Origin of the sequence: Iodobacter sp., from assembly GCF_025352645.1 — a bacterium.
GTDB lineage: Bacteria > Pseudomonadota > Gammaproteobacteria > Burkholderiales > Chitinibacteraceae > Iodobacter.
On the sequence record NZ_JANXSO010000161.1, the window covers coordinates 48,098 to 60,496 of the forward strand.

Consider the following 12,399-nt stretch of genomic DNA (forward strand, 5'->3'; position numbering starts at 1 on the left):
CTTTTTGATGCTTAAATTTGGCGGGTTGCGCCCTAAGTTTTCATCCTGCAGACATTGGCTTAACTTGATACGTATAGGGCGGCTTGTAAGCCCGCCTTCACCAATGATTATTAGTGTCACTTAAAAATAGGCTTTAAATGAGCGCGCATACCGAATTCGATCTGGGCTCTCTGGTCTGGGTCAAGAGCGAAATCGAGCAAACATTACAAAAAGCAGCGCAAGCGCTGGCTCAGTTTGGCGAGACCAACGATAGTGCACTGCTTAAGCATGCTCGTACCTTTTTGCATCAAGCCCATGGTGCTGTGCAGATGGTGGAGCTCACTGGCTTGGCGCGTTTTTGCGAAGAGATTGAGCAGGCGCTCGTATTTGATGAGCTCAGTGCTGATGCCCTAGAGGTTATTCAGCGGGGGATTGCCGAAGCCAGCCATTACTTAGAGCAGCTCTCTGCCGGAGCGCCTAATCAGCCACTTAGATTGTTGTCTAGTTTTAAGAAAATGGCGGCTTTACGCCAAACGACGGAAAGCGGCGCTGAATTATTTTTCCCGCAATTATCCGAATTAGTGCTGCCCTTAGGATTGCCGGTAAAAAATTTACCGGCTGCGGATATGAGCGGCTTTATTCGCTTGCGTCGGCAACGTTTTGAGGCTGGCTTGCTAAATTGGATTAGCAAAGATGTGGGTGCCGCCAGTATTATGGCGAAAAGTTTGGCAGAGATTGCCGCGACGCAGCCCAATGTCGTTTCTCGGCATTTTTGGTGGGCAGCTGCGGGCTTGTTAGATGGCCTAAGCAGCCACCGCGCATCGGCGGATATCGATTTTAAAACGCTTATCTTGCGGCTCAATTTACAGCTACGCCGCTTAAGTGATGGCTCTGGCAAGGTGGCTGAGCGGCTGTATCGCGATATTTTATATGCTTTATTAATCATAGAAACGACGAGCCCTTTGGCGCTTGGGCTGCGTAAAGCCTTTGCCTTGGAGAGTTTATTGCCAAGTAAAGATGCTGATTTGCTCTCGCCAGCGGCTGTTTTGCGTAAGCAGCTCGCCCGCAGTTTGCGTGAAGATCTGGCGGTATGTAAAGACACGTGGAGCCGAATTTGTTCGGGTCAATCCGAGCGTCTAGTCGCCTTTTTAGCCGATTTTGAGCCTTTGGCCGTCCGTTCTGCCCCTTTAAGTATTCCTGGTTTAGATGATTTATGGCAGGCGCTGCATCAGGCGATTCACCGCTTAAATCGACTTGCTCCTAGCGACGGCCAAGCCTTGGAAGTGGCAACAGCGCTATTGTTGATCGATAACGGCTTAGCCATTTACCCACTCTTGGCCGATGATTTCCCTGCGCAAGTGGATGCAATGAGCCAGCGCTTGTTAAATCCATCTTTAAATAGCGAAGTACCTCATTTAGATGCGGTATCACGCCAAGCGCAAGAGCGTCTTTTGCAAGCGCAGCTAGCGCATGAAATGCGTAGCAATTTGCAAATGGTTGAAGATGTGTTGGAAGGATGGTTCCGTAATCCTGATCACAATTCAGAACTGGTTAAAGTGGAGCCTAGCCTGCGTCAAATTCAAGGCGCACTGCAAATGCTGGATAAGCACCAGGCGGTTGAGTTATTGCAGCTATGCCAAAAGCGGATTGAGCAATTTGTCCGTAGTGAATTATTGCTGCCCGCTCAAGAAGAGCTAGAGCTCTTGGCTGAGGGCTTATCTAGCCTTGGTTTTTATCTGGATGATATTGCGCAAAGCCGCGATGAGCCTGCGTCTTTGCTGGGCATGATTGATAAGCTATCCGGCGCGCTGCCGGTCGATTCTCTGGCAGATAGCTTGCTTGAGGTGCTAGAAGAAGAGCCAGAGCTGGAGGCCATTACTACGATTGTGGCCCCGCAGGCAGACCCATCTAAGCCTTTGCCGGTGTCAGATGCTGCGGTAGATGCCGAATTGCTTGAAGTGTTCTTAGAAGAAGCTGCAGAGGTCTTGGCTAGCATTGCAGAGCAGCTACGGATTTGTCAACAGACCCCGCACGATCGCGAAGCACTCACCGTTGTAAGACGCAGTTTCCATACCTTAAAAGGCAGTGGTCGGATGGTGGGCTTGAATCACTTGGGGCAAGTGGCTTGGGCGATAGAGCAACTGATGAATAAGCTGATGCAAATTGAACGCCCAGCGAGTGTTGAGCTAATCGATTTGCTTGATCAAGCACATCGGGCGTTTTCTGGCTGGGTGCAGCAGCTTTCTACCACTGGAGCGGCGCTGATTGAGGCGAGTGATTTAATCGCCTTGGTGGACAAAATCAAAGAACAATTGGGTGAGGCTGCTTTAGCGCCAGTAGAGCACATACATTTATCAGTAGATCCTGAGCAGGCAGAAAACGATGAAGTGATGATCGGCACCGTAACCGTGTCTGCATCACTGTTTGCGCTATTTTGTAATGAAGCTTTGCAATATCTGTCGACCTTGCAAAATAAAAATAGTGACCCATCGGCCTATTTATTGGCGGCACATACCTTGGGAGGCATTGCCTCGACGGCGGGTTTCCGTAGCTTAGGCGAGCTAGCCTACACCCTAGAACATGTGGTGCAGCAACTCGGCGAAATGGTGATTGCAGACGAGCCTGTGCTAGAGCAGGCGGTGAATCGCATTGCTTCTATGCTAGGGGCTATTTTTGCGCTGGAAGCACCGGGCTTTGCGGAGGCAGAGATTTTTGCGCTGCAAAAATTGCGTGCTCAACCTTTTGATATTTCTTTAGATGAGGAAGCAGAAGTAGCGCCGCTTGATTTAGATTTGTATGAGCCTCATAGCGAAGCTGCAGAAGCTCCATTAGAGACCTCTTTAGACCTTAGTGAGGGCAAATTAGAAGAGTCAGCTGAGTTGACTACGGCCACCGATGCTCTTGAATTGTCCTTGCTAGATAGCTTGTTGGCAGAGCCATTCCTAGCCGATGAAGATATCGAGCAGGCCGCTGAGGCGGAAGCTGGCATTGCTCCTCATATTGAATCGCCAGTATTAGACGGTTTATTAGCAACAGAGCCATCTCTTGCCGGTGAAAGTATCGAGCAGGCCGCTGAGGCGGAAGCTGGCATTGCTCCTCATATTGAATCGCCTGTATTAGACGGCTTATTAGCAACAGAGCCATCTCTTGCCAGTGAAAGTATCGAACAGGCCGTTGAGGCGGAAGCTGATGTTGCTCCTCGTATTGAATCGCCAGTATTAGATGGCTTATTAGCAATAGAGCCGTCTCTTGTCGATGATGCTGAGCAGGCCCAAACAGCCTGCGCAAACGAGCTAGAAAATATTGCCTCGCCCTTATTAAATGGGTTGCTGGACGTTGATTCTTTAAGTGGCATGGCAATACCTGCTGAGCTATTGGATGAGGTTGAAGAGGAAGTTGAGTTTGAACAGCACGCGGCCCTTGCCGATTTGTTGGAGATCGACCCTGCATCATTAGATCCCTTGTTAGATAAGCACGATTTACAGCGCAAAGCAGAGCTAGATAGCGAGCAGTCTGACGATATTGATGAGCAGCTCTTACCGGTGTTTATTGAAGAGGCCGATGAGCTGATCCAGCAAATTAGCGCGTCATTGCGCGGCTTGCGTTTGCCAGAGCCTGATGAAAAAGATGCCCGTGCCTTAGCGCGTGTTTTACACACCTTTAAAGGCAGCGCGCGGATGGCGGGTGCGATGCGGATGGGTGAAGTCATTCATCAGATGGAAAGCCGCTTGCTGGCCGCTGGTAGCCATTACTCTGCATCGCTATTAGATGCATTTGATGCCGATTTTGATTTGATTCAAATGCTGGCCGATGAGCTAAAAGGCGGTAAGAAGCCGGAAGAAGTCATTGCTCCTGTTGCTGTACAGCAGGCGGAAGTTGATACCAGTACCACGATCCGAGTGAAATCAGAGCTGATGGATCAGCTGGTGAATCAGGCCGGTGAGGTATCGATCGCCAGATCGCGGATCGAAGCTGAAATGCTGACGATGAAATCATCCCTGCTCGATTTAACCGAAAACGTCAACCGCCTACGCAGCCAGCTGCGTGAGATGGAGATCCAAGCCGAATCGCAAATGCAGGCCAAGGTGAAAGAGCACGAAGGGCATGAAGCTAACTTTGATCCGCTCGAATTCGATCGCTTTACCCGCTTGCAAGAAGTGACCCGCTTTATTGCTGAAAGCGTGAATGACGTGGCCACTATTCAGCAAAACTTGTTGAAAAATCACGACGATTCTAGCTCGGCGCTATCCCAACAAGCGCGGATGACTAAGGAGCTGCAACAAAGCCTGATGCGGGTGCGCATGGTGCCGTTTAGTAGCTTGTCTGAGCGTCTTTACCGCCTGACTCGTCAGACCGGTAAAGAGGTTGGCAAAAAGGTCAACTTGGAATTACGTGGTGGCCGAGTAGAGATCGATCGTGGTGTGCTCGATCAAATGATGTCGCCCTTTGAACATATGCTGCGAAATGCTATCGATCATGGCTTAGAAACCACCGAGCAGCGGCTTGCCTTAGGTAAGCCAGAGTTTGGTGAAGTACAGGTAGAAGTGCGCCAAGAAGGCAATGAGCTGGTCTTGCTGCTAAAAGACGATGGCAAGGGTTTGGATTTAGCCAGCTTGCGTACTAAAGGGCTTGAAAAAGGCCTGATCAATAACAATGCCAGCGATCAAATGATCACGGAGTTGATTTTTGAGCCGGGCATCAGCACCGCTAGCAGCCTAACCACCTTATCTGGCCGTGGTATTGGCATGGATGTGGTGAAGAATAAGCTAGGGGACTTGGGTGGCCGCATTGAGGTGAGCAGCGAAACCGGCGTAGGTACTACGTTTACGATCTATCTGCCGCTGACCTTAGCAGTTACGCAAGTGGTTTTGGTGAAGGCTAATGGCCAGCAATATGCGATTCCATCAGGGATGGTGGAGCAGGTGCAGGAAATTAAGCTGGGGCCACTGGAGCATGTTTATGAAAATCGCTTCCAAGAATGGATGGATCATCGTTATCCGTTTGCCTACTTCCCAAGGTTATTAGGCGATACCCAATCCGTACCAGAGCAAAAACGCTATAACACCGTGATATTGCTGCGTAGTGGTAGCAGTCGTATGGCCTTGCACGTTGATGAGCTGCTGCGTAATCAAGAGGTGGTGGTGAAGGCGATTGGGCCGCAATTAGCGCGGATTCCAGGCGTAACCGGCGCAACTGTGTTGGGTAACGGCGATGTGGTAATGATTATGAATCCACTCTCGCTGTTGGCTCGTGGTGAAACACGCAGTACCGCGATTCATATCAGCCCAGAAGCACTGAAAACCACGCCGGTAGTGATGATTGTGGATGATTCACTGACGGTGCGTAAAATCACAGGGCGGCTATTGGCTAAGGAAGGCTTCCAAGTATTAACGGCCAAAGACGGCTTAGATGCCTTGCAGCAGCTATCGGATATCAAGCCAGATGTGATGTTGGTGGATATCGAAATGCCGCGTATGGATGGCTTTGAATTTACCCGTAATGTGCGCGCCAATGAGGGAACACGGCATATTCCTATCATTATGATTACCTCGCGTACGGCAGATAAGCATAAAAACTATGCATTTGAGCTGGGGGTAAACACCTTCCTTGGTAAGCCTTACCAAGAAGAAGAGTTGCTCGGCCATATTCGCGGCTTTATTCAGGCTTAACTCACTGTAATAAAATGCTGATAGGGCGCGGCATACCGTGCCCCTACTTAAATAGGGAGGCGTAACGGCCTCCCTATTTGCATTCTCCTAAGCGCCGCGCACTGCCTTTTAGCGCCATGCTTTTCCCTTGGGCTTGAATCTGATGCTCGTATTGGTAGCTATCTCTGGCGGGGCTAAATTGAATCACGCTGTGGATGGTGGCGGCGTGTGGCTGTCGGCATTGCATATCCATGCTGACGGTATTACCACTATTGCTTACCTTGGGTGGCTCGCAGTTTTGTGAGGGCTTTTGCCCCATTTGCTGCCAGCTACCCATTTTTTCTTTTGATAAACAGAGTGACATCGTGATCGTCCCAGCCTTCGGGTCGAAATGCATGTTAGGTTGCTGCATTTGCTTGATTTGCTCGGGCTTCATTTTACTAAACATGGCTTTTTGTTCAGCGGGCATTTCGCTAACGACTTCCCACTGGCCAGCTTGCGGCATAAGCTCAGCAGCGGGGCTGAAGGCGCTGAGCAAGGTTAAGGCATATAAGACACGCATAGCAGAGCTTCCAACACAGTGATGCACCGTTATAGACCGGTGGTGGCGTATTGGCAGGCGATGGAGGTGGCTGGATGGCGCAAACAAAAAGCCCAATCCGAAGACTGGGCTTTTTGATGAATGCTTGGTGGGTCGTGCGGGATTCGAACCTGCGACAAATGGATTAAAAGTCCACTGCTCTACCAACTGAGCTAACGACCCATATAGGGGTAAGGCAACTGTATTTAACTGGTGGGCTGTGACAGATTCGAACTGTCGACCTACGGATTAAGAGTCCGCTGCTCTACCAGCTGAGCTAACAGCCCTGCAAATATTGTGTGATTGGTGGGTCGTGCGGGATTCGAACCTGCGACAAATGGATTAAAAGTCCACTGCTCTACCAACTGAGCTAACGACCCGCTCACACTTCAGAGAGGTCGCATTATAAGGATAATTTAATTTGTGTCAAGCCCCTTACATCCTAAATTTAGCTTGCCCCCAGCAGTTCATCGCTTAACTACTGATTTTTATAACTATTTATTTACAAGAAGTTTAGATTGATTGGCGCTGAATTTGCCCAATTGATCTATTGCAAAATAAGAATATTTTTTATAAAAACCGTGAATTTATGCAAACCCTTGAATGCAGCAAGCGAATAGAAACACGGTAAACTTAAGTTTTTCTATGATATGGACAATCGTCATGCGCTTGCTACATACCATGCTCCGCGTGGGCAATTTGGAACTTTCTATCAAGTTTTATACCGAAGTACTGGGTATGCGTTTATTACGCAGCAAAGACTTCCCTGAGGGGCGTTTTACCTTGGCATTTTTGGGTTATAACGACGAAGCCAGCGCTACGGTATTAGAATTGACTCATAACTGGGATACCACGCAATACGATTTGGGCAACGCTTATGGGCATATCGCGATTGAAATCGACGATATTTACGCCTGTTGTGAAGATGTTCGTCAAAAGGGTGGCAAGGTTGTGCGCGAGCCAGGCCCTATGAAGCATGGCAGCACGGTGATTGCCTTTGTTGAAGATCCTGATGGTTACAAAATAGAATTTATTCAAAAATGAAAAAAATCCTCTTTGCAGTTTTAAGTGCGTTGCCAGCCTTTGCGCTGGCCGCTGATTTTAATGGTGCAGATTTAAGCTTGGCTTGGGCGCTGCCTTTTGTGGGTATTTTGCTCTCGATTGCGCTATTCCCCTTATTTGCGCCGCACTTTTGGCATTTACACTTTGGTAAAATAACAGCGTTTTGGGCCGCGTGTTTTTTGCTGCCTTTTACCGCGGTGTTTGGCGTGTCTACTTCGCTGGGGGTGATCGCTCATGCCATGATTGATGAGTACATTCCCTTTATCTTGATTCTATTTGCCTTGTACACCATATCTGGTGGTATTTTGGTTTGGGGTAATTTACATGGCTCCCCCAAGTTAAATACTGGGATCTTGGCTTTAGGCACTGTGCTTGCTTCCATTATGGGAACTACCGGTGCGGCTATGCTGCTTATTCGCCCTTTGATTAAGGCAAATGATAATCGCAAGCATAATGTACACGTGGTGGTGTTCTTTATTTTCTTAGTGGCAAATATTGGCGGTGGTTTAACTCCATTGGGCGATCCGCCTTTATTTCTTGGCTTTTTAAAAGGCGTTGATTTTTTCTGGACCTTTAGCCATATGTTGCCCTTGGTGGCCTTTGCCGCAGGCGTATTGCTAACGGTATTTTATTTTATCGATAGCTATTATTTTAAAAAGGAAGGCGTATTGCCGCGTGACCCAACTAAAGACACGCCGATTAAAATTCATGGCAAGTTCAATTTCTTTTTAATTGCCGCTATTGTGGCTAGCGTGGTGATGTCGGGCATTTGGAAACCAGGTATTTCTTGGCATATTGCAGGCACTGAGCTGGCGATCCAAGATTTAATGCGTGATTTACTATTGCTAACTATTGCCCTGATTTCATTAAAATTTACGCCAAAACCAATACGTGCAGGCAACGATTTTAACTGGGGCCCTATCTTAGAAGTGGCTAAGCTTTTTGCGGGCATCTTTATTGTGATGGCGCCTGCAATTGCTATCTTACGGGCGGGTGAGGCTGGGCATTTAGCGCCTTTAGTCAATACCGTATCGAATGCCAGTGGTGGCCCGGTTGACTATATGTATTTTTGGATGACCGGCTTGTTATCGGCATTTTTAGATAATGCACCAACTTATTTAGTGTTCTTTAATTTGGCGCATGGTGATGCGGCCCATATGATGGGGCCAATGGCATCCACTTTATTGGCTATTTCAGCAGGTGCGGTATTTATGGGTGCGCTTAGTTATATTGGTAATGCGCCTAATTTTATGGTGAAAGCGGTAGCGGAAGATCGTGGTATTAAAATGCCTAGCTTCTTTGGTTATATGGCTTGGTCTTGCGCGATATTATTGCCGCTATTTATTGTGATGACCTTGGTGTTCTTTAGTCATTCATTTTAAATATGTATGTTTTATGATTAAGAATGGGCACTTGCTTAGCAAGTGCCCATTTTTTTAGACCTATATTCTGCACCAATGCGTAGCGACTTGTTACTTGCTTAACAAGCTGAAGAGCAGATTACATTCGTAATATGGGCTACTTAGCAATGGTTTTATGTTTTTTTCTTCGTGCGTAAGTTGGTGTAAAGTGTAAAGTTAGTTTTGTTAACTTGATGATGAGGCGAATTAGCTTTAAATGATTTTTGGCGCAGTGATAAATATTTATTACTGAAAAAGGTAAAGCATTGACCTTAGTCAGAAGTTTCAAATGAAGCTCTGTGTATAGTCGTTTGTGAAGAAGCTAGAACAACCACTGGCCTTAACAGGTGGGCAAGGAATAAGTGTCAAAAAGTTAATAAATGGGAACGTACAGTGATGGCAAAGGTCTAGCTTAGGTACTCATTTAAATGCTTGATAAAAAGATTTTCCGATCAGCAATTCTAGACGAGGTGTTACGTGACTCAACCGCTATCTCTTGCACAAATCGACAAAATGCACGCTTACTGGCGTGCGGCTAACTACCTTTCGGTTGGTCAAATTTATTTGTTAGACAATCCGCTCCTTAGCGAACCACTGAAGTTTGCTCATATCAAGCCACGCCTGCTTGGCCACTGGGGCACGACGCCCGGTCTGAATTTTATTTATGTTCACGCCAATCGCATTATTAAACAACGCAAAAGCCCAATGATTTATATCACTGGCCCGGGGCATGGCGGCCCAGGTTTGGTGGCAAATACTTATCTGGAAGGCAGCTACGAAGAATTCTATCCACATATCGACCGTACTGCGGCCGGTATGCAACGCCTGTTTAAGCAATTCTCCTTCCCACGCGGTATTCCTTCGCACGTAGCGCCAGAAACTCCAGGCTCGATGCACGAAGGCGGCGAGTTGGGTTATTCGCTTTCACACGCTTTTGGTGCTGCATTTGATAATCCGGACCAAACGGTAATTGCCGTGGTGGGTGATGGCGAAGCTGAAACAGGCCCGCTGGCAGCATCTTGGCATTCAAATAAATACCTGCACCCAGTGAACGATGGTTTTGTGCTGCCTATCTTGCATTTGAATGGCTACAAGATTGCTAATCCAACCCTGCTATCCCGTATTAGCCACGAAGAAATCACCAAGATGTTCGAAGGTTTTGGTTACAAGCCGCACTTTGTTGAGCTGAAGACCGAAACATTCAATGAAAAGAATGAATCGTTTACCGAGATCCACCAAAAAATGGCTGCGACCATGGATCTGTGTATGGCCGAGCTGGATGCGATTCGTGCTAAAGCACAGGCAGAAATGGATGCCGGCCAGCCTATCGTTCGCCCACGCTACCCAATGATTGTGATGCGTACGCCTAAGGGCTGGACTGGCCCGAAAGAAATTAAGGGTAAGAAAGTTGAAGATTACTGGCGCAGCCATCAAGTGCCGTTCTCTGATATCGATGAAGAAAACGTCCACAACTTAGAAAATTGGATGAAGAGCTATCGTCCGACCGAATTATTCAATGCCGATGGCTCATTCAAGGCCGAGCTGGCCGAGCTAGCCCCTGAAGGCTTGCTGCGTATGGGTTCTAATCCCGTGGTGCACGGCCAAGAGTCCAAAGATCTGCGCATGCCAGATTTCCGCAAATATGCGGTGACGTTTGACAAGCCAGGTACAGTAAACGCCGAAGCCACTCGCGTGATGGGTAAATTCTTGCGCGATGTGATGGAAGAGAACGAAGAGCAAAAGAACTTCCGCATCTTTGGGCCAGATGAAACCGCATCAAACCGCTGGAACGATGTGTTCGATGTATCGGGCAAAACTTGGTTTGCTGATTACCTTGAAGCCGATAAAAACAATGATTACCTAGCGCAAGATGGCCGCGTGATGGAAATCTTGTCTGAGCATACTTGCCAAGGCTGGCTGGAAGCGTACAACCTGACCGGTCGTCACGGCTTCTTTAGCTGCTACGAAGCGTTTATCCACGTGATTGATTCGATGTTTAATCAGCACGCAAAATGGCTGAAAACAACACGTACTATCAACTGGCGCAAACCGTTGCCATCGCTGAACTACCTGCTGACATCACACGTATGGCGTCAGGATCACAACGGTTTTAGCCATCAAGATCCGGGTTTCCTTGATCATGTGATTAACAAACGCGCCGAAGTGATCCGCGTTTACCTGCCAGCAGATGCCAACACCCTGCTCAGCGTAACCGACCACGTACTACGCAGCCGTCACTATGTAAACGTAGTGGTCGCCGGTAAGCAGCCAGCGCTGCAATACCTGACCATGGATCAAGCCATTACCCATTGCACTAAGGGTCTGGGGATCTGGGACTGGGCGTCTAACGATCAAGGCGGCGAGCCAGATGTGGTGATGGCTTGCGCGGGTGAAGTACCGACCATGGAAGCACTGGCGGCAACTGATTTGCTGCGCCAGCACTTCCCTGATCTGAAAATCCGCTTTGTAAACGTCTGCGATTTGATGACCTTGCAGCCAGAAGAAGAGCACTCACACGGCTTAACAGATCGTGAGTTTGATTCGCTGTTTACGACTGACAAGCCAGTGATGTTTGCCTTCCACGGCTACCCATGGCTGATCCACCGCCTGACTTACCGTCGCAATGGTCATAGCAATATCCATGCGCGTGGTTATATCGAAGAAGGCTCGACCTCTACACCGTTTGATATGGTGGTAGTGAACAAGCTGGATCGCTATAACTTAGCCATCGACGTGATCGATCGTGTGCCAGCGCTGCAAAAAATCGGCGCACATGTTCGTCAAAAACTGTCGGATAAATTGGTAGAACACAGCCAGTACATTGCAGAGCACGGCGATGATCTGCCAGAAGTTAAAAACTGGAAGTGGCCTTATTAATTAGCAGTGTTTAGCTAATTAACGCTCACAAAAACCGCTTTCCTGATGGGGGAGCGGTTTTTTTATGGATTAATGTCTTAAATAATAAAATTGAGGGTTTTTTTATTTATTGTGTTTTTTTAAAACGAAACTAGAATATACCTCTGCTGCTATTCTTATATTATTTTCATAACCTTCATTGTCGCTCTTTTTTATAAATCCTATTAAAATAGCTTGTTTGTTGTTACCAAAGCCTTTAAAGAGGATTCTTGTTGCGCCTCCTGGGTATGCAGAGAAACGAATTTCTCGTAATCCATCATTATTAGAAAGTGATTTAAACAATGGCTCGCCACCTTGAAAATCACGCGTACATGCCAATTTTAATTTGTTAATTACACGATGCTTATTTTCTTTTGTAAGACTTTCATGCCAATTTATAAATTCACTAGAAGTGCAACAATTTTCACATAGTCTAGAAATGTCAATTTCATTGAAGGTTTTTAATAGTTCAATTCCATGCTTATGACAGGATATGTTATTAATTAATAGATGTTCATTAATAAATCGACCATTAGTTGTTCTAGCAATAATTACCTGAGATGATTCCCACTGATTTTCTGTTGGAATACTTAAAAGTTTGGCATCTAGAAAATAAGCAAGACTTAATATGTCTGGATTTTTTGGTACTGCATATCCGGGTGTATAAAAAATGTACTCAGCCATTTCATTTATTATCCTGATTATGTCTCTTGCTCAGGATCCCTTGATTTAGCCATTCGCGCGGCGTAAAGTGAACGAACGTTCTGTTTTGCGGAGGTGGATCATGCCCATCAATGGCATTCAGATGCAAAAAGGCTTGTCTTTGCCTGAGTTC

At 47.2% G+C, this 12,399-nt stretch carries 6 protein-coding genes and 3 tRNA genes; 4 read left to right on the top strand and 5 right to left on the bottom strand.

What is annotated here, in order from left to right:
• Window positions 1-137: 137 nt before the first annotated feature.
• Window positions 138-5,648, top strand: a complete 5,511-nt coding sequence (locus Q0R17_RS17890; RefSeq protein WP_293937522.1) for an Hpt domain-containing protein — start codon at window positions 138-140, stop codon at window positions 5,646-5,648.
• Window positions 5,649-5,721: 73 nt separating this feature from the next.
• Here Q0R17_RS17890 and Q0R17_RS17895 read toward each other — a convergent pair whose 3' ends face one another.
• The 4 genes from Q0R17_RS17895 to Q0R17_RS17910 all read right to left on the bottom strand — a co-directional run bounded on the left by Q0R17_RS17895 (window position 5,722) and on the right by Q0R17_RS17910 (window position 6,587).
• The gene (locus Q0R17_RS17895; RefSeq protein WP_293937525.1) at window positions 5,722-6,189 is read right to left on the bottom strand and encodes a DUF3617 family protein; all 468 of its coding nucleotides are present in this window, start codon (window positions 6,187-6,189) and stop codon (window positions 5,722-5,724) included.
• A 125-nt stretch (window positions 6,190-6,314) separates the two neighbouring features.
• Window positions 6,315-6,390: transfer RNA gene (locus Q0R17_RS17900), tRNA-Lys, on the bottom strand.
• Window positions 6,391-6,418: 28 nt separating this feature from the next.
• Window positions 6,419-6,494, bottom strand: a tRNA-Lys gene (locus Q0R17_RS17905).
• A gap of 17 nt (window positions 6,495-6,511) precedes the next feature.
• Window positions 6,512-6,587, bottom strand: a tRNA-Lys gene (locus tag Q0R17_RS17910).
• Window positions 6,588-6,870: 283 nt separating this feature from the next.
• Between Q0R17_RS17910 and gloA the strand changes: the two genes are divergently transcribed.
• From gloA to Q0R17_RS17925, 3 genes are all read left to right on the top strand, one after another.
• Window positions 6,871-7,251: a lactoylglutathione lyase gene (gene gloA, locus Q0R17_RS17915; protein WP_293937527.1), complete on the top strand. Its 381-nt coding sequence runs from the start codon at window positions 6,871-6,873 to the stop codon at window positions 7,249-7,251.
• Entirely contained in the window at window positions 7,248-8,651 is a 1,404-nt protein-coding gene (locus tag Q0R17_RS17920) for a sodium:proton antiporter (protein ID WP_293937529.1), read from the top strand. The genes gloA and Q0R17_RS17920 overlap by 4 nt, the downstream gene beginning before the upstream one ends.
• A gap of 495 nt (window positions 8,652-9,146) precedes the next feature.
• Window positions 9,147-11,546 carry a phosphoketolase gene (locus Q0R17_RS17925; RefSeq protein ID WP_293937531.1) on the top strand — a complete coding sequence of 800 codons (2,400 nt, stop codon included), beginning with the start codon at window positions 9,147-9,149 and terminating at the stop codon, window positions 11,544-11,546.
• A gap of 102 nt (window positions 11,547-11,648) precedes the next feature.
• Here the strand turns inward: Q0R17_RS17925 and Q0R17_RS17930 are convergent, their stop codons facing one another.
• Window positions 11,649-12,248 (bottom strand): type II toxin-antitoxin system RelE/ParE family toxin, encoded by a 600-nt coding sequence (locus Q0R17_RS17930; RefSeq protein WP_293937533.1) that lies wholly within the window; start codon window positions 12,246-12,248, stop codon window positions 11,649-11,651.
• Between the last annotated feature and the right edge of the window lie 151 nt (window positions 12,249-12,399).

What these genes read in the sequence shown, in the direction of transcription:
- Q0R17_RS17895 (WP_293937525.1), bottom strand. Translation starts at nt 6,189, where the DNA reads ATGCGTGTCTTATATGCCTTAACCTTGCTCAGCGCCTTCAGCCCCGCT.
- Q0R17_RS17890 (WP_293937522.1), top strand. Translation starts at nt 138, where the DNA reads ATGAGCGCGCATACCGAATTCGATCTGGGCTCTCTGGTCTGGGTCAAG.
- Q0R17_RS17930 (WP_293937533.1), bottom strand. Translation starts at nt 12,248, where the DNA reads ATGGCTGAGTACATTTTTTATACACCCGGATATGCAGTACCAAAAAAT.
- gloA (WP_293937527.1), top strand. Translation starts at nt 6,871, where the DNA reads ATGCGCTTGCTACATACCATGCTCCGCGTGGGCAATTTGGAACTTTCT.
- Q0R17_RS17920 (WP_293937529.1), top strand. Translation starts at nt 7,248, where the DNA reads ATGAAAAAAATCCTCTTTGCAGTTTTAAGTGCGTTGCCAGCCTTTGCG.